Source organism: Caballeronia mineralivorans PML1(12) (assembly GCF_001028175.1).
GTDB lineage: Bacteria > Pseudomonadota > Gammaproteobacteria > Burkholderiales > Burkholderiaceae > Caballeronia > Caballeronia mineralivorans.
The window spans coordinates 44,905-70,841 of the sequence record NZ_AEJF01000121.1 but is presented as its reverse complement, the minus strand read 5'-3'; the positions used below and the strand labels follow the sequence as shown (position 1 = coordinate 70,841).

19 protein-coding genes are annotated in these 25,937 nt (G+C 60.1%); 8 read left to right on the top strand and 11 right to left on the bottom strand.

The genetic code is table 11. The features are described from left to right. Window positions 1–158: 158 nt before the first annotated feature. From mdlC to EOS_RS19145, 5 genes are all read left to right on the top strand, one after another. Window positions 159–1,778 (top strand): benzoylformate decarboxylase, encoded by a 1,620-nt coding sequence (mdlC, locus tag EOS_RS19165; RefSeq protein WP_047848254.1) that lies wholly within the window; start codon window positions 159–161, stop codon window positions 1,776–1,778. Between the two features lie 52 nt (window positions 1,779–1,830). Then, entirely contained in the window at window positions 1,831–3,282 is a 1,452-nt protein-coding gene (locus EOS_RS19160; RefSeq protein WP_047848253.1) for an aldehyde dehydrogenase, read from the top strand. Window positions 3,283–3,604: 322 nt separating this feature from the next. Continuing rightward, the gene (locus tag EOS_RS19155) at window positions 3,605–4,945 is read left to right on the top strand and encodes an MFS transporter (protein WP_047848284.1); all 1,341 of its coding nucleotides are present in this window, start codon (window positions 3,605–3,607) and stop codon (window positions 4,943–4,945) included. Window positions 4,946–5,208: 263 nt separating this feature from the next. Continuing rightward, window positions 5,209–6,348: a porin gene (locus EOS_RS19150; protein ID WP_047848252.1), complete on the top strand. Its 1,140-nt coding sequence runs from the start codon at window positions 5,209–5,211 to the stop codon at window positions 6,346–6,348. Between the two features lie 262 nt (window positions 6,349–6,610). After that, entirely contained in the window at window positions 6,611–7,750 is a 1,140-nt protein-coding gene (locus tag EOS_RS19145) for an acyltransferase family protein (RefSeq protein WP_047848251.1), read from the top strand. Window positions 7,751–8,191: 441 nt separating this feature from the next. On the opposite strand, the gene EOS_RS19140 is transcribed toward EOS_RS19145, so the two are convergent. The 5 genes from EOS_RS19140 to EOS_RS19120 all read right to left on the bottom strand — a co-directional run bounded on the left by EOS_RS19140 (window position 8,192) and on the right by EOS_RS19120 (window position 14,350). After that, on the bottom strand, window positions 8,192–9,298 hold the full coding sequence (locus EOS_RS19140) for a nucleoside hydrolase (protein WP_053063965.1): 1,107 nt from the start codon (window positions 9,296–9,298) through the stop codon (window positions 8,192–8,194). A 158-nt stretch (window positions 9,299–9,456) separates the two neighbouring features. Further along, entirely contained in the window at window positions 9,457–10,392 is a 936-nt protein-coding gene (gene rbsK / locus EOS_RS19135; protein WP_047848250.1) for a ribokinase, read from the bottom strand. A 206-nt stretch (window positions 10,393–10,598) separates the two neighbouring features. Further along, entirely contained in the window at window positions 10,599–11,600 is a 1,002-nt protein-coding gene (locus EOS_RS19130) for an ABC transporter permease (RefSeq protein ID WP_047848249.1), read from the bottom strand. Continuing rightward, a complete protein-coding gene (locus EOS_RS19125; protein ID WP_047848248.1) occupies window positions 11,597–13,195 on the bottom strand; it encodes a sugar ABC transporter ATP-binding protein in 1,599 nt (532 codons plus the stop codon). Before EOS_RS19125 ends, EOS_RS19130 begins: the two co-directional genes overlap by 4 nt. Window positions 13,196–13,384: 189 nt before the next feature. Then, on the bottom strand, window positions 13,385–14,350 hold the full coding sequence (locus EOS_RS19120) for a sugar ABC transporter substrate-binding protein (protein WP_047848247.1): 966 nt from the start codon (window positions 14,348–14,350) through the stop codon (window positions 13,385–13,387). Between the two features lie 248 nt (window positions 14,351–14,598). Between EOS_RS19120 and EOS_RS19115 the strand changes: the two genes are divergently transcribed. Both EOS_RS19115 and EOS_RS19110 read left to right on the top strand, forming a co-directional pair. Then, complete coding sequence (locus EOS_RS19115) at window positions 14,599–15,471, top strand: LysR family transcriptional regulator (protein ID WP_047848246.1); 873 nt, start codon at window positions 14,599–14,601, stop codon at window positions 15,469–15,471. Window positions 15,472–15,513: 42 nt separating this feature from the next. After that, window positions 15,514–16,410: a DUF2968 domain-containing protein gene (locus tag EOS_RS19110; protein WP_235442878.1), complete on the top strand. Its 897-nt coding sequence runs from the start codon at window positions 15,514–15,516 to the stop codon at window positions 16,408–16,410. Window positions 16,411–16,433: 23 nt separating this feature from the next. Here EOS_RS19110 and EOS_RS19105 read toward each other — a convergent pair whose 3' ends face one another. The 3 genes from EOS_RS19105 to EOS_RS19095 form a co-directional block, all read right to left on the bottom strand. Further along, window positions 16,434–17,585, bottom strand: a complete 1,152-nt coding sequence (locus EOS_RS19105; RefSeq protein WP_047848244.1) for an MFS transporter — start codon at window positions 17,583–17,585, stop codon at window positions 16,434–16,436. After that, window positions 17,582–18,406: a DeoR/GlpR family DNA-binding transcription regulator gene (locus EOS_RS19100; RefSeq protein WP_047848282.1), complete on the bottom strand. Its 825-nt coding sequence runs from the start codon at window positions 18,404–18,406 to the stop codon at window positions 17,582–17,584. The genes EOS_RS19105 and EOS_RS19100 overlap by 4 nt, the downstream gene beginning before the upstream one ends. 151 nt (window positions 18,407–18,557) lie before the next feature. Beyond that, window positions 18,558–20,459, bottom strand: a complete 1,902-nt coding sequence (locus tag EOS_RS19095; protein ID WP_047848243.1) for a putative bifunctional diguanylate cyclase/phosphodiesterase — start codon at window positions 20,457–20,459, stop codon at window positions 18,558–18,560. A 640-nt stretch (window positions 20,460–21,099) separates the two neighbouring features. Between EOS_RS19095 and EOS_RS19090 the strand changes: the two genes are divergently transcribed. Next, window positions 21,100–21,765: an O-methyltransferase gene (locus EOS_RS19090; protein WP_047848242.1), complete on the top strand. Its 666-nt coding sequence runs from the start codon at window positions 21,100–21,102 to the stop codon at window positions 21,763–21,765. A 66-nt stretch (window positions 21,766–21,831) separates the two neighbouring features. On the opposite strand, the gene EOS_RS19085 is transcribed toward EOS_RS19090, so the two are convergent. From EOS_RS19085 to EOS_RS19075, 3 genes are all read right to left on the bottom strand, one after another. Beyond that, window positions 21,832–23,043: a porin gene (locus tag EOS_RS19085; protein WP_047848241.1), complete on the bottom strand. Its 1,212-nt coding sequence runs from the start codon at window positions 23,041–23,043 to the stop codon at window positions 21,832–21,834. A 156-nt stretch (window positions 23,044–23,199) separates the two neighbouring features. Beyond that, the gene (locus EOS_RS19080) at window positions 23,200–24,117 is read right to left on the bottom strand and encodes an SMP-30/gluconolactonase/LRE family protein (RefSeq protein ID WP_047848240.1); all 918 of its coding nucleotides are present in this window, start codon (window positions 24,115–24,117) and stop codon (window positions 23,200–23,202) included. Window positions 24,118–24,187: 70 nt separating this feature from the next. Further along, complete coding sequence (locus tag EOS_RS19075; protein ID WP_047848239.1) at window positions 24,188–25,483, bottom strand: MFS transporter; 1,296 nt, start codon at window positions 25,481–25,483, stop codon at window positions 24,188–24,190. Between the last annotated feature and the right edge of the window lie 454 nt (window positions 25,484–25,937).

Below are 25,937 nucleotides of genomic sequence, written 5' to 3'. Positions count from 1 at the left end.
TCAACGCGATACTGCACGGTCGTCATGGCGACAAGAGTCGAGAGTCATGCACAAAAGTAATGCCTTTTTCTCAAAAAGGCAATATTCATAATGTGTGCAGGCTTAGATAATCCCCCTCAGATAAGCGCTCACTCGCTAGATTTTCAGGAGGCATTTGCATGACAGGCAGCACGGCGCAGCAGGGGATGTCAGGTCGCACTCAACCCGCCCGCATCACGGTACGAGACGCCGTGATCGATTTCATGCGACGCGTAGGGATGACGTCGGTATTCGCCAATCCGGGGTCGACGGAGTTGCCGATGTTCCGCGATTTTCCCGCCGATTTTCGCTACGTGCTTGGGCTTCAGGAAGCGGTCGTGGTCGGCATGGCGGACGGTTATGCGCAGGCGACGGGTAACGCTTCGCTGGTGAACCTGCATTCCGCGGCAGGTGTCGGCAACGCGATGGGCAATATTTTCACGGCATTTCGCAACCGCACGCCGATCGTCGTGACCGCCGGGCAGCAGGCCCGTTCGATCCTTCCATTCGACCCGTTCCTGGCGTCGACGCATGCAACCGAGTTGCCTAAGCCCTACGTGAAATGGAGCATCGAACCGGCGCGAGCCGCCGATGTGCCGCTGGCAATCGCGCGCGCTTATCACATCGCGATGCAGGAGCCGCGTGGCCCCGTGTTCGTCTCTATCCCCGCCGACGATTGGGACCAACCGGCGGACTACGTTCCGGTCAGCGAAGTCAGCACCGTGACCCGCCCCGATCCGTCGATGCTGGCGCGAATGGGCGACGCGCTCGATCTATGTGCGCAGCCGGCGTTTGTCGTAGGTGGCGGCGTGGACCGTGCGGGCGCGGTGGAGGAAGTAGTTCGCCTGGCGGAACGTCATCAGGCACGTGTTTTTGTTGCGCCCATGTCGGGACGCTGCAGCTTTCCCGAAGATCATCGGCTGTTCGCTGGCTTCCTTCCCGCGATGCGCGAGAAGATCGTCGAATTGCTGGGCGGCCATGATCTCATCTGTGTGCTCGGTGCTCCGGCTTTCACTTATCACGTAGAGGGCAGCGGTCCGCATATTCCCCCGGGCGCGCAGTTGTTCCAGCTGATCGACGACCCTAGTGTGGCCGCCTGGACCCCAAGCGGCACGGCGACGGTGGGGAACATCCGGCTGGGCATCACGGACTTGCTGGCGCGGCCGGCGCCCAAGACGCGTCCGTTGCCGGCGGCTCGCCGTGCGTCTCCGCGTGCCGAGGCGTCGCCGCTTATGTCGGTGGCGTTCGTGCTGCAAACGCTCGCCGAGATACGCAACCCGGCCGACGTTGTCGTTGAAGAAGCGCCAAGTGCGCGGCCGGTCATGCAGGAATATCTGCCGTTCACCCGCAGCGGCACGTTTCTGACCATGGAGAGCGGTGGCCTTGGCTACGGGATGCCGGCAGCGGTGGGCGTTGCGCTCGCCAAGCCGGGCACGCGTGTGATCGCGCTGATCGGAGATGGCTCCAGCATGTATTCGATTCAGGCCATATGGAGCGCGGTGCAGCTGAATTTACCTATTACATTCGTCATCCTTAACAATTCGCGATACGCTGCCTTGCAGGATTTCGCGCCGGTGTTCGGTTTCGCGCCGACCGATCCCGTGCAGGGAACCGATCTCCCCGGTCTCGATTTCGTGACGCTTGCGGCGGGCATGGGCTGCCGCGGCGTCGCGGTCAAGGAGGCCTCTCAGTTGCGCGGTGTATTGAACGACGCTTTGCACACTGCCGGGCCGATGCTCGTTGAAACGGTCGTGGCCTGAAGCGCGTTGCCTATCGATCACTGCTTGTATAAAAATTATCAGGAGACAGAAGATGAAAACGATTGCCATGCTGATCAACGGCGAGGCGGTACAGGCCAGCAACGGTGCGACCTTCGAGCGCAAGAATCCGCTGGATGGCGAAGTCGCTACACGCGCTCCGGCGGCATCGGTTGCTGATGCGTTGGCTGCTGTAGATGCCGCAGCCAACGCGTTTCCCGCATGGTCTGCGCTAGGTCCAGGCGAGAGGCGCGCTTTGTTGATGCGCGCGGCACTTGTGCTCGAGGGAAAACAAGCGGCCTTTGCGTCCGCGATGGCAGCCGAAACCGGTGCGTCCGGTATCTGGGCCGGGTTCAATGTGCATCTGGCTGCCGCCGGACTCATGGAGGCCGCAGCGCTAACCACGCAGATTACAGGCGAGGTGATTCCATCCGACGTGCCAGGCAGCCTGGCAATGGGCGTGCGTCAACCGGCCGGTGTCGTGCTCGGCATAGCGCCGTGGAATGCGCCGGTGATTCTTGCGGTTCGTGCAATCGCACTACCGCTTGCGTGCGGCAACACGGTCGTTCTCAAAGGCTCTGAAGTATGTCCCGCAACGCACGGTTTAATCATCGAGTCGTTGCAGGAGGCAGGCTTGCCCGCAGGCGTCGTGAACTTCGTGACGAACGCACCGGCCGATGCCGGCCCGATCGTTGAAGCAATGATCGCCCATCCCAAAGTGCGGCGGGTCAATTTCACGGGTTCGACCCGGGTCGGCAAGGTGATTGCAGCAAGCTGCGCAAAGTACCTCAAGCCGGTCGTGCTGGAACTGGGCGGCAAGGCGCCGCTGCTCGTGCTGGCCGATGCCGATCTCGATGCAGCGGTCGACGCCGCGGTTTTCGGTGCGTTCGCCAACTCGGGACAGATCTGCATGTCGACGGAACGCATTGTCGTGGATCGCCGCGTGGCCGACGCGTTCGTCAAGCGGCTCGCCGCGCGGTCGGTCGAACTGCCGCTGGGCGATCCGCGCAACGGGCCGGTCGTGCTTGGCTCGGTGGTCGACATGAATACGGTCGAGCGGTGCAATGCGTTGATCGACGATGCACTCTCCAAGGGCGCCACGCTGCTGTGCGGCGGCAAAGCCGACAGCACGCTGATGCCGGCCACGCTGCTGGACCACGTAACAGCCGATATGCGGATCTACCACGACGAATCGTTTGGACCCGTCAAAGGAATCGTGCGCGTGGACGGCGACGAAGAGGCGATTGCCTGCGCCAACGACAACGAATTCGGCTTGTCATCGGCGGTGTTCAGCCGCGATATCGCACGGGCGATGAACGTCGCAAAGCTCATTGAATCGGGCATCTGTCACATCAACGGTCCCACCGTACATGACGAGGCGCAGATGCCGTTCGGCGGCGTGAAGGGCAGTGGATTCGGTCACTTTGGCGGCAAGGCGGGTATCGCCGAATTCACCGATCTGCGCTGGATCACCGTGCAGACGACACCGCGCCAATACCCATTCTGATGATGCCGGGCCTGGCGCGCGGAAGCGCGGCAACGGCTCGTTGCCGCGCTTCTTAAAGCGGCTTAAGCGTTCGTGGCCAGCGAACGAAGCTCTTGGTGGAGTAAGCAAAAACGGACGCCACGCAAGCGCAAGGTCATGCACACAGGTCATGACTTTTCCGCTAATCGGCAATATCAAAACAGTAAACCGCGCTCGCATAATTCGCTAAAGAAAATAAAGACGCGCGGGTCGAACCCACGCACGAACAGGAGACAGTCATATGACCAGCTACGTACCTCCCGCTGGGTTCACCGGGTCCGCGCAGACGGAACACGATGAAGCGATGGAGCTGCAGGACAAGAGCAAGACGGTAGACATCGGGAGCGTGCTCGACGACGGTCCATTCACCACGTTTCAGAAGCTGATTGTTTTTCTGGCGGCGCTGTCGATTATTGTCGACGGCTTCGATAGCCAGTTGATCGGTTTTGCCATTCCCGTGCTGATCAAGGAGTGGGGCATTGCCCGCAATGCGTTTGCCCCGGTAGTTGCCGCAGGACTGGTCGGCATGGGCATCGGCAGCGCCTGCGCCGGTTTATTCGCGGATCGTTTCGGCCGGCGCTGGGCGGTGATCGGCAGTGTGCTGGTGTTCGGCGTCGCGACCTGTGCGATCAGCCTTGCCCCGAACCTTGCGGTGATTGCCGCGCTGCGTTTCATCGCGGGACTGGGAATAGGCGGGGCATTACCCACCTCCACCACCTTGACGGCGGAATATACGCCAGCACGCTTTCGGACCGTAGCGGTCACGGTCACGATCCTTTGCGTGCCTCTGGGCGGGATGGTAGCGGGACTGTTCGCCAGCGTGATCCTGCCGGCTTATGGCTGGCGTGCCCTGTTTCTGACCGGCGGTGTGTTGCCGCTCGTGCTTGCCGTCCTCTTGCTGTTCGCGCTGCCTGAGTCGCCACGTTTCCTGTCGCGTCGGCCGCATCGCTGGGTCGAATTGACTGCGCTGCTGGGCCGCATGTCGCGCCATGTTGCGAAAGACGCAAGCTTCACCGACATTCGCGAGCGCGACTCCGAAAAGCACGTGGGTTTCACCGCGCTTTTCAAGGACGGCCGCGCGTTGGACACCATCGCTATCTGGTGTGCGTTCTTCATGTGCTTGCTGGCTGTCTACGCCGCCTTTAGCTGGCTGCCGACCATGTTGACCAACGAGGGTTTATCGGTGCAGTTTGCAGGCTACGGGCTGACGGCATACAACCTCGGCGGTGCAATCGGAGCGCTGGCCTGTGCGGTCACCATCACACGGTTCGGTTCGCGCTGGCCGCTGCTCATTTGCTGCTTCGGAGCCGCCGCGAGCGCGTGGCTGTTGCTGACGCTGAACGTCTCCCAGCACCTGAGCGTGCTGATGTTCGGCCTCTTTACGCACGGTTTGTTCGTCAATGCCGTGCAGTCGACCATGTATGCACTTTGCGCGTATGTCTATCCGACCGGAGTCCGTGCGACCGGCACTGCGTCGGCGCTTGCATTCGGGCGTATAGGCGCCATTGTCAGCGCGTTTGCCGGTGCCGCGGTCATTACCGCGGGCGGCGCGTCGTCGTACCTGGTGATGTTGGGCGCGGCAATGACGGTTGTGCTGATCGCGCTTGCGCTGGTGCGGCGACATATACCCAGCGCTATTCGGTAGGGCACTGGAATTATTTGCGGTGGTATCTGTAACGCGAGGCTGAGCGGCCCTCATTCTCGCACTTTCTTGAATTAGCCAAACCGCTGGGCGCGATCAGGATTTACTCACTTCTCAATAAATTAGTATACCTATCAAAAAAACATGTAAGCGAATCTATGGGATTTTTAATGTAAGTAACCAGGCGGGCCGAGCGCGCAATGCGCTTAACCGTCGTCGTAACAAGATCCTGCATTCCAAAGCGCAGGTCAGGAGACTCGGAGACCATGAAATACAAAATTGCCTTATTGGGAACACTGCTTGGGATCACCGCTGCGCCAGCGCTTGCGCAAAGCAATGTGACGCTGTACGGGATTATCGATACCGGTATCGAGTATGTTACGCATGCCGATGCATCAGGCAACAGCGTGGTGCGGATGCCGGGCGTGACGGGCGAACTGCCGTCGCGATGGGGCATTCGCGGCAATGAGGATCTGGGTGGCGAATGGTCGGCCGTCTTCACACTGGAGAGCGGCTTCAATACGAAAGCCGGAACACTGAACCAGGGTGGGCGCCTTTTCGGCAGACAGGCTTATGTCGGCTTTAAAGGACCGTACGGCACCCTGACGTTCGGGCGCCAGTACACGATGACGTACTGGGCCATCCTCGACTCCGATCTGCTCGGCCCGGATATTTATGGCGGCACGGGTTCCTTCGACCAGTACTTGCCAAGCGCCCGCAGCGACAACACGATCGCGTACAAGGGAACCTTCGGTGGCCTGACCGCTGGTGCGACCTATTCCTTTGGCCGCGATTCGGCTGGCACCGGCAACTCGCCGGGGCAGGGCACGTGCGTCGGCTCGGTTCCGGGCAGTACTCAAACCTGCAGCGAATGGTCTGCCATGCTGCGCTATGACTGGAGCGGTTTCGGCGCTGCCGCCGCCTACGACGAACAACACGGTGGCCCGGGTGCATCGGCGAATTTCTTCGACGGTACGCCGACGTTCGCCTTGACCAACCCTGGGGACAAAGATATCCGCATGCAGTTGAACGGCTACGGAGCGATCGGGAAACTGAAGATCGGCGGCGGCTGGCTCGGGCGCAGGGTCGAGACCGTTTCGCCTGCCACGCCTAACGTAAGGTCGGATCAGTTCTATCTGACCGCCGCGTGGCCGGTGACACCCGCGCTGCTGGTGGATGGCGGTATTTACCGGATCGTCAACCGGCAGGACGATACCCGGGGCACGATCGGGGTGTTGCGCACGACCTATTTCTTGTCGAAGAGTACGGCTGTCTATCTGCAGGGAGCGTATCTGGCGAACAGCGCGAAGGCGGCCTATACGGTGAGTCAGGGTGGTGGTGGCACGACGCCTGCCGCGGGGGCCGGGCAACTGGGTGCCATGGCTGGATTGCGACACAGTTTCTAGCTAGCGGGAATCTTGTTCGCTACCCGGTCGAAGGTCTGGGCGGGTAGTCAATTATTCACAGGCGATCTGATGAGCCTCGGGGGCCAGTGCAATTGCTGGGCCGGCCCACTCGGGCACCAATCAAGCAAGTCATGCCATTCAGAACCGGATGCACGACACGTTTTATTTTCACGAAAACCGGCGATTCCGCATTAATTTTCGATTTTTTTAACGTGCACCATAAGGCGGCCAGGCGAGCTGGGGCACGCGGCGAACACAATGAATGATGACAACAGTTGCAAGAAGGCCAGTCATTCCCGCATTAACCGGCGTTCGCTTCCTGGCAGCGCTGAGCGTGGCGCTCTATCACCTTTCGCCTGACGTTGCCGCGTCCTTAGGGATTTCGCCGTTTTATTTTTATGAAAATTCGGGGGACCCTGTCGAATTATTCTTCATCCTCTCGGGGTTTATCCTCACCTACACACATCCCGAAGTGAGCGGTGCGGAAGCCCCTGCCGTACGACAGTTCTATTTCTCACGGTTCGCCAAAATCTACCCGATCTATTTATTGGGCTGGATCGTTTTCGCACCGCTGGTTTATACGAACCTGGCTTCTTTGCACGGGCACTCGGCCGGCTTGTACGCGCGGCTAGCGTTTTATGGCGTGATCTCTCTCGCGCTGCTGCAGGCCTGGACGCCCACCACGGCTACCGCCTGGAACACGCCCGGATGGTCGCTCTCCGCAGAAGCGGTCTTCTACGCGTCGTTTCCCTTCTTGTTCACTTTCCTGAAAAATCGCAGCGTTGGTGTGCTTTTGAGTTTGATTGGCGCCTGCTGGTTGTTTTCCGTTATTCCTACGTTGACGCTTTCGTTCCTGCCGTCATCATTGGGAGACGCGTATTGGCTGCGAGAGCTGGTGAACTTTACCCCGGTGCTTCGTATAGGTGAGTTTATCGCCGGGATATGCATGGCGCGGCTTTACCTGAGCCAGGGTCTGGCCAGGAAATTTCGCTTCGATGTCGCCGCTTTCGCGGCTTTAGCCGCAGCAATCGCGGTTATTGTGCTGGCCAATCACTTGTTGGCTAAGGCCCTGTTGTTTCCTGCGTTTATCCTGCTTCTCTATTTCCTGGCACGTGCGGCGGGGCCGCTTAGCCGCTGGCTTGGCAGCAAGCCCATGGTGCTGCTTGGGGAGGCGAGTTTTGCGTTCTACATACTGCATGTGCCGCTCTTCCGGTACGCAAAGATGCTGTTCCCGAGCGTTGCCACTTCGCCCGTGCCGTTCCTCGGATTCTTGCTTGCATTGACGGCCGTATCGATCTTCAGTTTCCTGTCGATTGAAAAGCCCTTGTGTGCCTATCTGCGCAAAGCCTACAAGACGTCGCGTTCACCGCGCTCGATTGGGCAACCTGAGCATGCGCACTAAGTTTTCGTGGTGGGTTGGCTACGTGGACCGCGCGCTTCTTTCTTGAGGAGGTTGTACGCGGATAGCGCGGGATGACCCTTGGGCAGGTTCAGTCATTGGTGGCGAAGCGTGTGGGTATCTGTGTTCGGAGAGGTCGGGCTTCAAACATCGGTGATGTCTGGCGAGCACCGTGCTATCAGGTGCCAAAAACGCCTAGCCTGCACGCTAGGGACACTAACTTGCCGATGGTTGAGAGGTGTTTTCTTTGCTTCTGTTTCTTTTTCGCCGTTCGGTGGAAAAAGAAATGAAGTGCCGCCACGCACAGTGGCTAATAGTGATAAAGAGAACAGCTAACTCACGCAGACCACTAACGCCGAAAGCACCAACCCAGCACCACCCCCGACCACCCGCGCCAGCAGACCAAAACCCAAACCCCGTCCACCGGCGCGAGCAAAAACCAACCTAAGGCATGGTCACCGGAACGGGGCGTGTCAACAGATCGATGTAAAGATTGAAGAACCGGTTGTTATCGAATTGAGTGACGTAGGTGATCTTTTGCGGCGAAGCACCCGCGGCCGGCTGACCGGGATAGACCATGACGTGACCCTGATCCTCGCCGCTGGTTGTATCTATATCCAGGTACGCGCTTTTTGTCTGCGTCGCGTATGTCGGATCGAGGAAATAGGCGATGGTCAGCGTATCGTAGATGTGGGTATTGGTGGCAAAGGCATTGGCATTGGTCGTCGCATACGCTTTCGTGACGGCGTTCTGCTTGCTGGGATTGTTGGCGATCTGGTTGTAGACGCTTTCGGTTAGCGGCACGGTATTAGTCACATCCAGCGGGATCACGGACTGAGGAATGGTGGTTTGCAGCACCGTGCGCGTCGCGAGCGGATCGAACCACCAGTTAAGCTCACCCACGGCATTCGCATTCCCCGGCACAGCCATGGCGCCGCCCATATAAACAATCTGCTTGATAAGCGGTGCGATTTCCGGCGCCTTGCGCAGCGCGGTCGCGAGATTAGTCGGCGGTCCGACTTCGATAATGGTGACCTGATTCGGATAACGCTTGATCGTATCGATCATGAAGTCAGATGCGTTCTGCGCCTGCAGTTTCGTGCTGGTGGCGAAGCCATCGGGCGGCGCGATCAGTTGGGAAGCCTGAGTGGGTTCGGGCCGGCTCCACGCACCGAAATATCCGTTGGGATTGGCTGCTTGCTGGGCGCGGATGCTGGCGACATCGTATTGCAGCGGGTAATTCGCGCCGGCATAAACACCGACCACGTTCTGCACGCCCATTCGTTCCACGGCCTTAAGCGCATCCGCTTGTTCCTGCAATAGCCAGTCATTGCCGGTTACTACCGTCAAGCCGAGCAGATTCACTTTCCCTTGGGCCATTAACTGCGTGGTCATCGCAAAGAGCTGGCCGTCGTCGCCCATCGTATTGAAGTCGGAATCCATGATGACCTTCGGCGCATTCGCCAAAGGCCCGGGGTTCGTGCTTCCGTTTCCAGCGCAAGCCGCCAGAACGACAGAAGCCATCAGGACAAACGCAGGTCTCAGGTTCATTGCTTTTCCCATTCGAGATTAGTTGGATGACGAAAAACCGCTGCTGCATGTCGCCATGCAGCAGCTTGGGCGAGAGCGTGCCTAACCCCTGCATCAGGCAGCACGTTTCCGACGTTTCAATCTAAATCGAGTGACCCGAACCCTGCGACCATTCCAGACTAGGAGGGCATGTTGTCGACTTCCTGTCGGGTCGGTATGGACGGCTGCGCGCCCGCGCGCGTGACGGAAATGGCGGCGGCTCGCTGGGCGAGGCTGATCGCGGCTTCTATCGGTTGGCGTGCCGCCAACTGCGCGGCAAAGACGCCGATGAAGGTATCGCCGGCGGCGGTCGTATCGACCGCATTAACCTTGGGGGCAGGGAAGTGCGTGCCTTCCCCTGTTTCAGGCAAGAGATAAGCGCCTTGCGACCCGAGCGTGACAATGACGTTATGCGCGCCCGATCTCTGTAGCTCTTTCGCGGCCCTGCGTGCACCGCTTTGCGATTCGACCGGCAGTCCCGCGAGAATAGCGGCTTCGACTTCGTTCGGAACCAGATAGTCGACCAGGGGCAGCCATTCGGCGGGAAGCGGACCGGTAGCCGGTGCTGGATTCAACACGGTCAGCTTGCCGAACCTTCGCGCGGTGAGAAGCGTCGCATATACCGAATCCCAAGGTGTCTCGAGCTGGCACACCACGACGTCGGCGGCTTTGATCACCGCTTCATGGCGCTTGACCATCTCGGGCGTAACCTGACCGTTGCTGCCTGGCACAACGACTATCGTATTCTGGCCGTCGTCCGCCACCGTGACGATTGCGACGCCTGTCGGTACCGACGGATCGGTCTCGACCGCGCTGCAATCAATGCCTTCCGCTTCGAGACCGGCCAGCCGCAACGCGCCGTTGGCATCTGCGCCAACGCATCCCGCCATGACCACACGACCGCCGATACGTGCGGCCGCGACCGCCTGGTTTGCCCCCTTGCCGCCGGAGATTTGCGAGAACTCATGCCCGCTGATCGTCTCACCCGGCCGGGGCAGATGCGGAGAACGTGCGACCAGATCGGTATTGATACTCCCCATGATGAGGACGGAGCCTTGCTTTACTTCTTTGGACATTTTCAGATCTCCTGCTGGCGAACGTCTTGGTCATCGGGCCTAAGCGCCTCAATTGAGCACGCTAAGCCAAGCCGGACCTCACGAACGTCGCCGGTAATAGGGAAGCACTTTCACAAGCCGCCCGCCATTCGTGCCTGATAACCACGAATGAAACGTCCAAAGCGCCGCTGTAAAAGCGCTAAGCACCGGGCTTGCCAACACTTGGCTCACATGATGCGCCGTTTGCTGCGATAGGTATCGAGTACGACCGCCACGACAATCACCGCGCCGGTGATGATCCGCTTGGTCGGTTCGTTCGCGCCTATTTGCGCGAGACCTGCCGCAAGCACGGAAATGATCAGGACGCCAAAGAAGGTGCTGATGACGGAACCGCGTCCGCCCATCAGACTCGTGCCGCCGATCACCACCGCGGCGATCACCTGCAGTTCGATCCCCGAGCCGGCGTTGGGGTCCGCCGCTTCAAGCCGCGAGATCTGGAACAGCGCCGCGAGACCCGAGAGCAGGCCCATCAGCGCGAACACAATGACCTTGTACGGCCGTGGGTTGACCCCGGCCAGCCGCACTGCTTCCTCGTTGGTGCCGATGCCGACCAGATAGCGGCCAAAAACCGTTCGGGTGAGCACAAGCTGCGCCACGACCATCACGACGATAGCAATCAGGAACGACGGAGAAATGCCGAACGCGATGGGATTCGAGAGAAAGTCGAAGGCGTCGCCTATGTACGCGGTGCGCGAGTTTGTCATCTGGTACGCAAGGCCGCGAGCCGCTTCCAGCACGCCCAGCGAGACGATGAATGAAGGGATGCGCCAACCCACCGTCACGGCGCCGGTCACGCACCCGGTGAGCGTGGCGCCGGCCATGCCGAGCAACGCTGCCGGCAACGCGCCCCAGTGCCATTGCAATGCCGCAACGCTGGTGACGGCCGCGCCTAGAGCCAGCACCGAACCCACTGACAGATCGATGCCCGCGATGATCAGCACGAACGTCATGCCCACCGACATCACGACCAGATCGGGAATCTGGTTCGCGATCGTGCTGAACGTATCGTAGGTCAGGAAGTGCGAGCTCAGCACGGAGAACAGCGCGATCATCGCGATCAGCGCACCGAGCAGCCCCAGATAATTGGAAAACCCCAGCCGCGTGCCGATCGGTTTCGCACTTTTGGGCGGCTCCGTCTGCGATTTCTGCGTAGTGGTTTGTAGCGTCATGACTGGTGCTCCGTAATATGTTTTTCCGGTTCGATAGATTCGCTGAGGATTTTATCGCGGCCCGCATAACCCGCGAATGCTGCGGCAAGCAGTGCGTCCTGCGACCAGTTATCGCGTTCGAAGACGCCGGTCATGCGTCCCGCCGACATGACGCCGATCCGGTCGCAGATCAGCATCAGCTCGCGCAGGTCGCTGGACACCACCACCAGCGCGCGGCCTTCGCGAGCTTGGGCGCCCATCAGCGCGTAGATATCGAACTTGGCGCCGACGTCGATGCCGCGCGTGGGTTCGTCGAAGAGCAGCACCGTGCAATCGCGTGCCAGCCAGCGGCCGATCACCACCTTCTGCTGATTGCCGCCCGAGAGCTCGGACACCGGTTGCGCGGCACTCGACGTGCGAATCCGCATGGCGTCGATCTGCTTTTGTGCGAGCGCGGTTTCTCGGCGGGCGTCGATGAAACCATGCTTCGATACCGCGCCGATGTTGCCCAGCGAAATGTTCGCGGCAATCGGTTGAGGCAGCAACAAACCTTCGCCCTTGCGGTCTTCGGTGATAAGCGCAATACCTTGATTCACCGCGTCGGACGGCGACTTGATGTTGACCGTCTTGAGCGCCGAACCGCGATGCGCGACTTCAATGCTGCCGCTATCCGCGCGGTCCGCGCCATAGATCAGCCGCATGAGTTCGGTGCGTCCCGCACCAATCAGACCGCTGATGCCGAAGATCTCGCCTGCTTTTACTTCGAACGATACGTCGCGCACGGCGTTGCCGCGCGTCATGCCTTGCACCTTGAATGCCGTTGCGCCGATCCGGCGTTCGCCGAGATCGATGCGCTCGCCAATATCGCGTCCGACCATCAGCGTGACGAGTTTGTCGCTGGTGAGGTTGCGCATGGCGTCAACGTGGACGAGCCGGCCGTCGCGCAACACCGCTGCGCGTTCAGCGATTCTTGCCAATTCTTCCAGCCGATGCGAGATGTAGACCAGCGCCACGCCGCGCGATTTCAGGCGATCGACTTGCTCGAACAGCAGGTCGACTTCGCGAGCCGTGAGCATGGCGGTGGGTTCATCGAGGATGAGCACACGGCAATCGCCGATCAGGTTGCGCGCGATCTCGACCATCTGCTGATGGCCGATGCCGAGCTCACCCACCAGCGTGTCCGGGTCGATGGCGTCGAGCCCGACCTGGGCCATCGCCTGACGCGCATCTTCGCGTAGCGTGGCGCGGTCGATCCAGCCGAGGCCGCGTTTGGGCAGGCGATTCAGAAAGAGGTTTTCAGCTACAGACAGCGTGGGGAGCAGGTTCAGTTCCTGCATCACCATGCGCACGCCCAGCGCTTCGGCGTCGCTGCGGCTCGTCGGTGTGTACGAGATGCCACCCAGCTGCATTGAACCGGTCGTGGGCGTCACAAGACCGCCTACGATTTTCGACAGCGTGCTCTTGCCGGCGCCATTTTCGCCTGTCAGCGCGAGTACTTCACCGGGGCGCAGGTGGAGCGAGACGTCCGCGAGCACCGGTTCGACGTAGGTCTTGCCGATCCCGTGAATGGTCAGCACTGGCGCTATGTCTGCGGAAGGAACGATTGGACTTGGCATCGCTTATGAGAGGCTGGGGCGAGTACTTGAATGCGAGTTACGCCCCGGCCATAAAGAGCCGGGGCGCACTACGCGTTTGAACACTTGAAACCAAAGCAAGACGCGTCGGGACACTCTACGCTCATGCAGCGTTCATGTATGCGTCGCCGCAGCTAACCGCGATGACGCATGCTGGATGACTTGATGCGCTTACTTGGTGACCAGGTTGACCGGCGTTTCCACCACGCTCGACAATTCCGACTGCTTCTGGTGCGTGGAGAGCGCCTTCAAAGCCGTGTCGATACCGAATACCGCTTGCTTCGCGGCGTATTGATCGGCGGTGGCGAGCACGCGGCCGTCGGCGAGCATCGGCTTGATGGCGTTGATGTTGTCGTAACCGACCACCTGCACCTTGCCCGCCTTGCCGGCCGCCCGCACTGCAGCAACTGCGCCGATTGCCATGTTGTCGTTGCCGCACAGCAGCGCTTTCACATTCGGGTTCGCATTCAGGATCTGCGACGCCACTGCGTTGCCCTTGTCGATTTCCCAGTCGCCGGATTGCAGCGCAACAACCTTCATGCCACCCGCCTGCATCGCGTCCTTGAAGCCGGCCGTGCGTTGCTGCGCGTTGGTTGTGGTCGACACGCCTTCGATAATGCCGACTTCATCGCCGGATTTGAGCTTCTTGGCAAGATAATCCCCGACCAGCTTTGCGCCCTTCGCATTGTCCGGGCCGACGAACGGCACGTTCAGGTCTTTCGACTTGAGCACGTCCGGATCAAGCCGGTTGTCGATGTTCACCACAATGATCCCGGCGTCCACGGCCTTCTTGATGACCGGGACGAGCGCCTTGGAATCAGCGGGGGCGATCACGAGCGCATCGACCTTCGAGACGATCATCTGCTCGACAATGCGAATCTGGTTCGCGGTATCGGTTTCGTCCTTGATGCCGTTGGTGATGAGCGTGAACTTGCTCGCGTTATGGGCCTGATAATCCTTGGCGCCCGTTTCCATGGTCAGGAAGAACTCGTTGGCGAGCGACTTCATCACGAGGGCGACGGTGGGTTTTTTCGCCGACTGAGCGAATGCCGATGAGACAGGCAGCAGCGAGAATGCGGCGAATACGGCGGTTGCAGCGAGTACACGGCGCCGTGCTTGGTTGGCCTTGCGGGTCATAGAGTCTCCGTTAGTTTGCTCTTCGGTCTACTGAGTGATAGCCGGCGAGTCGTTAGTCGGTTGGTCGATTAGTCAATTAATCGATTTGAAAGGACATTCTTGTTGGCACATCCTTTAACGCCGCATCGAGAAAAGGCGATGCATGAGCCGTGGTGTATAGCGAGTGCCAATCCGGCCCATCGGGGTCTAATGCTATCCTCGCGATTCGCGATATGCTACGTCTAAAATCGAAAGCGAGCGTTTCAAAAATGGAACACGTTGACTGGGACGACCTGCGAATTTTGCTCGCCATCGCCCGCGAAGGAACCATGAGAGCCGCCGCCACGGCCTGCGATCTGAGCGCTGCGACGTTGTCGCGCCGGCTGACGGAGCTTGAAAGGAGACTAGGTGAACCCCTGATTGACCGGGTGCCCTCCGGGTGCGCAGTAACGGCTTTCGGGCAGAGGGTGCTTACGTGGGCCGAACAGATGGAGGCGCTCGCGCATCAGATCGAGCGCGCGGGAGACGTCACAGGTTCTCATGGGCTGGAAGGGACGGTCAGGATCAATGCGGTCGAATGGATGTCCTACATCCTGATGAAGCTGCTTGGCTCGTTCCAGGAGCGGTTTCCCGGACTGGCTATCGAAGTGCTGACCTCGCAACGGCCGTACAACCTTGCCCGGCGCGAAGCGGATATCGCCATCTGGTCGGAATGCCCCGACGAGGGCGACCTGTATGTACGCCGGATCGGCAAAGTCCGCTTTGGCTTGTATGCATCGCGGGACTATTACCTGCGCCACAAGGTGGCCATCAAGAAAAAAGAGTGGAGCAAGCTGTCCTTCGTGGGTTATGACGAGCGCCGCGGCGATCATCCCGCGGCCCGCTGGCTGAAGACATTGCCGGGTGCGCCTGCTCCGAGTCTTCGCAGCAGTTACGTCCTGGGTGTGTTCGACGGCGTGCTGGGCGGCTCGGGGCTGGGCGTGCTGGCTCAACTTGCCGGCGATACGACCAGCGATCTTGTCTGCGTCGAACCGCATATCAGGGAGCTGGATCAGGACGTCTGGATGGTGCTGCACCCGGCGCTTCGCGGGAGCGAGCGGATCCGGGCGGTGTCGAATCTTGTTGCGGATATTTTCAGGTGACGCCGGGGCGTCGGGGCGGGGGCCTTGTTCTTAGCAAGGTGTTTGAAAAATATCGCAGTTGATTCCGCAGCTGCCTCCGTAGCTGCCTCACTAACCATCGGGATTATCCGGCGCTCCCATTTCCATTTAACGAACGAGGTTTTTGGCCATCGTTCATTAATGTCCAGGCATTCTATCTGCCATAATTCCGTCGGTTTCGCTTTGTTCAAAGTACTCGGAAATTCCATGAAATCCAATAATAAATGGCCGTACGGGGTAGTTCTATTGGCATGCGCGGTGGTTTGCACGACGACTTACGCTGCAACAACCGCGACAACCGCCTTGGCGGCGCAAGATCCGGCATCGACACCGGGAAATGCACTCGGCGACGCGAGCGCACGGCGCAGTCTTCTGACCAACGGTGCGGCGGACGAACCGCAGGCGCAGGGCAACGGCAACGTTACCGAGTTGCAGCAGATGATCCGCGACGGCAAGGTGGTCGAAATGCGCACCACTTATAACGGCAGCTACGGTGCAAGCCTGTTGTTCTATCCCGATCAGATGTTGTATTACGTCGCGCTTTTCCAGCAAAAGAAGTTCTGGCGGGTGATCAAGACGCAGACCGATACTCGCGCCGAAGCCGTCTATGCCGACTTCGCCAAGAGCACTGCCCAGCTAGCGGATTCGGAAATCCGCCGTGAGAAGTTGCAGGCGGAAAATGCTTTCGCGGATCGGCTGATCGCCTTGCAGCAGCAGCGGGCGGACCGCCTGCAAGCGGATGTCGATGTGGCGCGCGCGCAGCAAAGCCAGGTGGTCGACCGTCAGGCACAGCAGCAGGAAGCGATTCGTACGTTGCGTGCCCAGCAGGACGCGGCGCAAGCTGAATTGCGTGCGTTACAGACCAAGGTGCAGGATCTTCAGCGTCAGGCAGACGGCGATCTGATACCGGCATTGCATTGATTTTTCGTGAGCGAACCAAACTTCTAAAGCGCCTGCCCGACACCAGCTTTGCCCACGGCCTTGCCGCCCACGAGACAAACAATCACCGCGGCCAATAACAACGCACATAAGGCAAGCCGCAAACCCATAATGCCCGCGCCCAGCCCAATCAGCGGCGGACCCACGAGAAACCCGGCATAACCCGCCGTAGCGGCCATCGAAACCCCAACAGCCGGCGTCGCGGTCGAACGGCCCGCCGCGCTAAAGATCACAGGGACGATGTTCGCCAAGCCGATCCCCACAAGCGCGAAGCCCACGCAAGCGGTGACCACGTTCGGATAACCTAGCACCAACGCCAATCCAAGCGCGGCGATAAGCCCTCCGGTTGCCACCACTACGCTCGAGCCCAAGCGTCGAACCGATACGTCGCCGACCACGCGGCATGCTGCCATCGCGAATGCAAACGACGAATAACCGAGTGCCGCTGCGCTGGCTTGCGTGTCGAGCGCGGAGCGCAGGAACACCGCACTCCAGTCCGCCACCGCGCCTTCGACCAGCATGCAAAGAAATGCTAAGGCCGCCAGTTTCATCACGCCCGCGCTAGGCAATGCAAAACCGCTAGCCGACGCCAAGGCGCGTGGCCCGATATCCCGCAATGCCAGCAATGCGCTTGTCACAATGAGTGTGCCTATCACCAAGTCGGGGACGAGTAGCCCGCCCATCGTGCCGATGCCGTGGGCCTGAAGCGCCGCGCCCGACGCAGCACCCAGCAGACCGCCCATGCTCCACGCCGCGTGAAACGACGACATGATCGGTGTCTTCCATTCGCCTTCGATCGCGCTGGCGTGTCCGTTCATCGATACATCCAGCGCGCCATTCGCGGCTCCCAATGCAAAGAGCACGGCGCATAACAATGCGAAGTTCGGGACCAGCGCAGGCAAGGGCAGCGCGATGACGAATGCAATGCCAAGGATTGCTGTCGCACGACCGCTTCCGAAGCGTGGCGCTAGCCGGCCGGCAAGCGGCATGGCGACGATTGCGCCTAACGCAAAAGCGAACAGCGCGATCCCTAGCGATGTGTCGCTTAGCGACAAGCCTTCTTTGATCTGTGGAATCTCGACAGCCCAGGCGCCGATGCCTAAGCCGTTAGCGAGAAACACCGCTGTTGTTGCGATTCGTTCGGCAACAGGTTTCATGATCGAGCCCCCGGAGCAACTGGAGTCAACCCCTGAGCCACGATTACATTGCTGCAGATTTTTTTGAACTCGCCTAGCCGTTGTGCCGGCACATCCGCTTCCACGATCAGGTGTTCAACGCCGGACGCCGCCACGACAAAAAACGGTGCCGCGGTCATCAGCTTCTCAGACGTCATCGCAATGGCGATCTGGCCGCTTGATTTGACCATCGCGCGTTTAAGCTCGGCTTCCTCTGCCTCGAACGCAGCCACCCCCTCGGCTGGATCGATGGCGCAAGCGCCGAGGAAACATATGTCGGCCCTGATCTGCTGAACCTGCAAAAGCGCGGTGGATCCCAGCGATCCCGCCCCGCGCGGACTCATCCGTCCGCCAATCAGGATGACCTCGAAGCCTGGGCGATCCAGCAAACGCGAGCAGGCATCCGGGGAATTCGTCACGACGGTGAGGTCTGCGTTATCCGGAAGCGCCGCCGCAATAGCGACATTGGTCGATCCCGCATCGAGCAGGATGATCTGCCGCGGCCGGACGATGGACACCGCCGCGACAGCCAACCGCGCTTTTCGATCGGCAGCTTGACGCATGCGCGTCGATCCGGCCTGCGCAGCGGGCGAGGTCAGCAGCGCGCCGCCATACACACGCTTGCAATGACCCGCGTCCGCCAGATCGCGCAGATGGCGGCGAACCGTGTGTTCGGAGGTGTTGAATTCGAGCGCGAGCTCGGCGGCCAGCACGCGGCCGTGCGCGCGTAGCCGGTCGAGAATCAACTTTGCACGTTCGTCGGGCAGCAGCCCGTCTACCGCATCACGCCGCGTTCTTTGCATTACGTCGATCTCCGTCAAGAATGAATCGTGCATAAACGAGCATAAATTATCGTAAACGAGCAGATATGGGTAAATTTTTTTGGGCGATGCGCCGGCAGTAATCAGCCGGTGCATCGCCAAAAATGCCCGTAACGCTCGCCCAGTCGACCTCTCAGGTCTGTGAAATGCATTCCGCGCGTTCCGAGCGCCCTAAGAAAAAGCCTTGCGCGCTCGTGCATCCGCACGCCCGGACAAAGATCAGTTGCTCGTGCGTTTCGATGCCTTCCGCCGTGGTGGGAATCCCCAGTTCGTGGGCCAGCGCCACGATCCCGCGAATCACCGCTGCCGACTCTCGCCGATGCACCGCTTCCCGGACAAAAGAGCTGTCGATCTTCAGCGTATCGAACGAAAAACGGCACAGGTTCGACAGCGTTGAAAAGCCCGTTCCGAAATCGTCAAGCGCCAGTCCAATACCCATTGCGCGAAGTTTTTCCACATTGCACCGGGTTGGGCCATCGTCGCTCATGAACACGGTTTCCGTGACCTCGATGTTCAGGCGCGAGGGCGGCAACCGGGAATCCTGCAGGACTGCGGCCACCAGTTCGGCGAACGATTCTTCGCGCAGTTGCACAGGCGAAACGTTCACGGCCACGACCACCGGCTCGCGCCAATGGGTCGCTTCCGCGCAGGCACGCCGAAGAACCCATTCCCCTAACGGAAGGATCAGTCCCGTGCGTTCCGCAATGGGAACGAAGGTCGTGGGCGGCAGCTCGCCTCTCGTGGGATGGGCCCAGCGGACCAGCGCTTCGCGACCCGTGACGAGGCCGCTGCATAGATTGACGATCGGCTGGTATTCCATCCGCAAGCCGCTGCCAAACGATTGAAGCGCGCCTTCCAGGTCGCTTCGCAGCAGGCTCAGGCTGTCGTCGGAGGCGTGCGTTTTGGCATCGAACACTGCAAAGGCGCTCTTACCGCTGCGCTTGACCGCATACAAGGCGCGGTCGGCGCATATCAAGAGCTGCGGTCCCGTTTCCCCATGCTCGGGATACTGCGAAATGCCCACGCTTGCGCCAATACGCACGAGCGCCTCGTTAAGCACGAACGGGCGTGCCAGGGTTTTCACGATCTGGTCTGCTAGCAGCCGGACCTCTTCGCTCATGGAGGCTTCATTGGAAATAGCGACGAATTCATCGCCGGCCAGGCGTCCGACAATGTCGCCTTTGCGTAAGACCGCCCTTAGGCGTTTAGCGGATTCCTGAAGCACCAGGTCGCCGGCTGCATGTCCGAGGCTGTCGTTGATTGCCTTGAAACCGTCAAGGTCGATGAGCAGAACCGCAAAGGATCCAGACCTTTGCGCCGGCTCGGCATCGGTACGGTTTAGCAGGAGTTCGCTGATCCGCGCGCGGTTCGGCAGGCCCGTGAGACTGTCATGACGAGCCAGGCGATTACTGGTTTCCTGCGCCAGCAGCAGAGCGATGGTGTCCTTGTTGCTGCGAACGGCGACAGTAAAAAAACCGGCAGCGCAAAACGGGGCCTGGAACAGCAAGACGATTTTCCCCGAGCCCGGAGACAGCGCGGCGCCGATTCCCAGCAGTGTGAAGATGATCGAGATCTGGATCATGACGAGGCGAGGCGTGCCTGCGTTACGGCCGGCCAGCCCGCCGACAACCCCAACGGCGCATACGTTGCCCAGCAGGAACAGCGTCTGGTCTCCGCTGATATTGCACAGCAGGCTGCCGAGTCCGAGAAGCGCACTCCAAAGGATGCTGGCAAGCAGGAAAAGCGAGGTTGGCGTGGGTTCGTTGCGCGCGCTCAGCTTGCAACATAGGGTGATCAGGGACAGGCGCACCATCAGGAGCGCGACTACGGCGAGGGTCCATAGCGCGTAACCGATGTTCGGATGCAGATAATAAGCGGTCACGCAAACGCTGATCTCGCAGATCGACGCAAGGGCGATCGAGGCCGTCCTGGTGAACAGATTGGACAGCAATACTTGTCGATTATCAGCGCTCAGGTCTTGAGCGGACCCCACTAGCCATTTGAAAAATGGCGACCTTGGTTCACTGAACGCCATGGAGTGCGCAATATAGGTAGGTACTTGGTTATCGGCGCGGCTGGCTTTTTTCTGATGCCAATTATCCCGGTAAATGAGTCCGCTGCCCTAATAAATATGATGTTATGCCCAGCGCCGGCTCTGGCTTACGCCAGGGGGCAAGAAGACAAGGCAATGGCGGTTTTGTGACGCGTCAAGCGCCAGGGAGAAGCACGAAGCGCTATTCGGCGGATTGACTTAGTGAGTTCGAGACAACCCCGCTTAGTGGGTCAATGCAGAGTCGGAATGCGCGTGCCGGTTTTGCGTCGCAGCATCGACAAGCGCTCGACGCGGCAGCGGACAAACCGTGGACGTGGGCCCATCAGGGCTATTTTCCGGCTGAAGGTAATATGGAAGTGCTTTTCTGAATCACAAAGAGAAAAACTACCACCTCTGTCTTCTACAGAACCTGCAAGGAATAGAAAACGACTACGCTGCGCAACAAGTTGCGGCAGCCTGCCGCCGGCAGAATGGCCATTGAGGGATTCGCTGGCAAAGGCTGTAGGCGCTGACCAAGCGACTGGCCGTTAGTGCAGTCCGGCTCCGGCATCCCGTAGAATTTCGAAGGCGCGGTAACCGACATTTAATCTTGCCAATTTAGTTGGAATAGGAGAGCACCGTAATGAGCCAGGAACGATGGAGCGCTGTCGACGAATATTTTGCCCGCGTGCTTGTCCCTTCCGACCCGGCGCTCGACGCCACGTTAAAGACGAGTGCCGAGTCCGGCCTGCGTGCTATTAACGTCGCGCCGAACCAGGGCAAGTTCCTTCATCTGCTAGCGAAGATCAAAGGTGCTCGCCGCATTCTCGAGATCGGTACCCTGGGCGGATATAGCACGATCTGGTTAGCGCGTGCTTTACCCGCCGACGGCACGCTTGTCTCGATGGAAGTGAATCCTGGCCATGCGGAGATCGCGCGGAAAAACATTGAGACGGCAGGGTTGTCGAGTGTGGTGACCGTTATGGTCGGGCCGGCAGTCCGGTCGCTGGAGCGGTTGATTGAAGACAAAGTCGAGCCATTCGATCTTGTCTTTATCGATGCCGATAAAGAGAGTAATCCTGACTATTTGAAGCTGTCGGTCAAGCTGTCGCGGCCTGGGACGGTGATTGTCGGCGACAACGTCGTGCGCAGCGGGCGGGTTGCCGATGAGAAAGACAACGACACGGATGTGCTGGGCGTCCGTAGCTTTCTGGAGTTGCTCGCGGCGGATTCCCGGCTGACCTCGACGGCGGTCCAGACGGTGGGAAGCAAGGGATGGGATGGTTTCTCGATATCGGTTCTCTCCTGATACCGGGCGTCGTCCAGACGTGGCGCACTGCATAAGCAGCGCGCCGCGCGGCCGGATCAGGTCAGATCAGAACCGGTGGATGATGCCTACGCCAGCGGCAAACTGGCTGGGAGACGACGACGGGGCGCTTTGAAAACCATCGCCAATACTCGCGGTCGCGTTGATGATGCTGCCCGCGCCAGCGGTCCCGAGCGTTTTACCGTTCGCGCGCTGATAGGCTTGCAATGCATAAAGGCCGGTGCGTTTCGAGAGCGAATAGTATTCAGACAGGTTGAACTGCTGATACTGCGCCGAACTCGTGATGCCGTTGGCTTTCGTTGCACGCGTATAGCTGTAGCCCGCCGCGAGGTCGACCAGCGGCAATGCCTTCCAGTGCAGGACGGCGCCGCCCGTATTGAAGATCGCCGTGGTCCTGAAGCTCGAGTTGATGCCGGGGATGTACTGCACGTTGGAATAAGTGAAGGAGATATCCAGCGTCGGCGTAAACGTATAACCGCCGGCCACTGCAATCCGCTGCTGAGCCTGAGCGGTCTGGTAACCGTTCGTGATCGCGGATACGCCCGACTGGCCGCCGGAAGTTGTGGTGGAATCCGCGCCGAAAGCGCCGCCGCCCGGCGTCGAGTTGTTGATCCGGGTGATACCCGCAGCGATCCCGAACGGGCCATTGAGGTACTGGATCGCGCCGCTCCATGTCGAGCCCTGGTTCACGCTGCCCGGAACGCCGGCAAACGAATAGGAACCGCTGACGGTGAATCCAAGCAGCTTCGGCGACGTGTACACGAGCGAATTGTTGGCGCGATAGATCGTGTCCAGTTCGTCGAGATCGCCCGGATGCGCGCCGTAGGCGCCGGTAAGCCAGGTCGTCGGGCTATAAGGCGACAGCAGCGAGTAGTAGGACGTGTATTGCCGGCCCGCGGTGAACGTACCGTAGGTCGGGTTGGTCATGCCGACCCATGCTTGCCGGCCGAACATGGCGTTCGTGTATTGTTGGCCGCCGGTCGCTATGTTAAAGCCCGATTCGAGCTGGAAGATGGCCTTCGTGCCGCCGCCCAGGTCTTCCGCGCCCTTGAGACCGAAGCGGCTTCCGGCCCAGATTCCCGAAGCCATTTTTATGTTGGAGCGACCGCCTTTGGTCGAGCCGAGCGACGTCTGGCTGCTTTGATAAGCAATCGAGTCGTCGACAATGCCGTACAGCGTCACGCTGCTTTGAGCGAAGACCGGCGAGGCGAGGGTGGCAAGGCTGATTAATACGGCTTTCTTGGCGTGACGTGACTGCATGGTTTCTCCTCTTGTTGTATCAATGATTGCGACGCGGCCAGCAACGTCGCGGGTTTTTCTTGCTAACGTAACGACAAATCGTGTTCTGATGTTTCAGGTCCAGGCCAAGCCTTAAGCAGTTCCTCTCAGGCCGCTTGTCAGAATCATGGGTAATCCTTATAGAAAGCCCGCGTAACCGCATTCCGGTGCGCCGCTTACACCCGGACGGACTGAGAGCAGATGACCGTCGTGTTCGTTTGCTCCGCTCGCCGGACGAATCGATGTGACAAAGAGCGTGTCGAGTTCACGACCGCCGAACGTGCACATCGACGGCTTCGTGACCGGCAGCGCGATGGTCCGGTCCAACCGGCCTTCGGGCGTGAAACGCAGCAACAAACCGGCGTCGTTGGCACAGGTCCAGTAGCAGCCGTGCGAGTCGACAGCAGCGCCGTCCGGGCGGCCGGCGAAGCGGTTCAGGTCGGCGAAGACGCGGCGGTTGCGGGGTTCACCGGTATCGGCGTCGTAATCGAAAGCCCAGACAAGCCTGCGCGACGGATGTGAGTCCGAGAGGTACATCGTCGTGCCTTGCGGCGACCACGCAAGGCCGTTCTGCACGATCAGCTCATTGACGATGGGCGCGGAAAGCGTGCCTTCAGCGTCGTATCGATACAGCGCGCCCGCCGGGTTGGCCGCCGCCATGTCCTGCACCATCGTGCCGGCCCAGAAGCGGCCCTGGCGATCGCAGCGGCCGTCGTTGAAGCGCATGCCCGGCAGCGCAAACGCCGGCGCGGCGAGCTTGCGTACGCTCGCCGCGCTCGTGTTCGATAGCGTCACTGCAAAGAGCCCGGTCTCGCATCCCGCGAGCACAGTGCCGTTCCGGTCGAAGGTGATGCAGGCTACTTTTTCGGGCAGGAGCCAGTCAGTTCGCTTGCCTGTTCCGGCCTCCAGGCGAGCGATCGTGCGCGCGGGGATGTCGACCCAGTACAGCGCCTGTTCCGCATCCCGCCAGACGGGACTTTCGCCTACTTCGCAAGGAGCCTGACCGGCAGCTTCCACGCGTTCGACGACCGGTGTTTCCAGTTGTGGATTTTTCATTCTGTCGTATTCGGCGGACAGTGCAGCAAGCTTTGGCTGCACTGTCCTTAATCTGCACCCTAACCGCGCGCTAGGCGTTGGCGGGACTCGGTACGCCGGCGTCCGTGCGTCGATTGACCAAAGCTGGCCGCACGAGCGTCCAGAGCAGGACCACGCCGATCAGGTCGCCGAAGCCGAGTGCGACGAAGAACGGTGCGTAACCGATGGTCGCGACAAGTCCGCCGATCACGAGCGTAAAAATCAGGTTGCCGAGTCCCGCAGAAAGACCCGCAAAGCCCGTGACGGTTGCCACTTCACGACGCGGGAACAGGTCGGCGGACATCGAGATGACGGCGACGGAAAGCGTCTGGTGCGCGAAGCCGCCGAGGCACAGCAGGAAGATCGCCATGCCGGGATCCTTCACGTAACCTACGCCGGCCATCGCGGTCATGATCACGGCCCCGATCGTGAAAACGATCCGCTTGCCGTTGATCACGGCGATATTGAAGCGCTTGTTGAGGTACAGCGAAATCGACCCGCCCATCAGGCATCCAACGTCCGCCGCCACGAACGGCAGCCATGCGGTCATGGCGATGGCCTTGAGGTCGAAGCCGCGCGCCTGATGCAAGTAGAGCGGCATCCAGAACACGAGAGTGGTCCACACCGGATCGGCGAAGAAGCGCGGCAGTGCGATGCCCCAGAAGTTGCGTTGCTTGAAGATCGCACGCAGGTTGGGCTTGGCGCCGTTGTCGGAGAGTTCGGCGTGTTCACCTTCAACAATATAAGCGGCTTCCGTCGACGTGAGTGCTTTGTGCTCGCTGGGGTGCCGGTAAAAGACGATCCACAGTACGGCCCATACGAGGCCAAGACAGCCTGCGATGATGAAGGCCATCTCCCAGTTGTACTTGAGGATCGACCAGGCGATCAGTGGCGGCGCGGCGATTGCACCGATCGACGTGCCGATGTTGAAGATACCCGCAGCCAGTCCACGCTCGCGTGCCGGGAACCAGAACGCGGCCATGCGCATGCCTGCAGGGATGAACGACGCTTCAGCCAGACCGAGCAAACCGCGCAGCACGAAGAGGCCGACCCAGCCGTTCGCAAAGCCGTGGCCGATACACACGACGGACCACATGACACCGCAGATCAGGAAGCCGAAGCGCAGGCCGATACGGTCCATCAGGTAACCCGTCAGCGGGCCGCCGAGCGGGTACATCACGAAGAACGCGCCGGTGATCCAGCCGTACTGGGCGGTGCTGATATGCAGGTCCTGCATGACCGTGGGGGCGGCAACGCTCAGCGAGCTGCGCGCAAGGTAGTTCATGACCGTGCCGAGCGTCAGCAGGGCAATCATCCACCAGCGCAGGCCTCTTAATTTGATCGCCATGATGGTTGTCTCTCCAATCGTTACTGTGTTTGCGCGCGGTGGGTGCGGCCGCTGTCTGCTCAGAGCGGCGCGCTGTCATGCATGGCGGTTGCTCGTTCGCGTGGCCGATGTGAGTCCTTGTCCGCCGTGCCCGACATTTCGCAGAAGTAAGGTAGGTTACGTAATGTCAACGCATCGTATGTCAGATGACTTATCTCGCGCAACCTGCTAGACATCAGCGTTTACACTAGTTAAATTTCCTACGAGCTTTTAAATATTGAGCTTTATTTTAGTTTTCGCGCGTAATGGCGGGACTGAAGAGGGATGAGGCGGTGTTAAGTGTTGCTTTCATGTTAAATGACGTCGTACAACATCGGGCATATGCTGAGAGTTTCAGGCGGGTTTTACTGGCGCTGGAGACTTGAGGCTAACGCCCCGTGATCGCCTAGGCGCGAACGAAAACCCCCCGTGACCA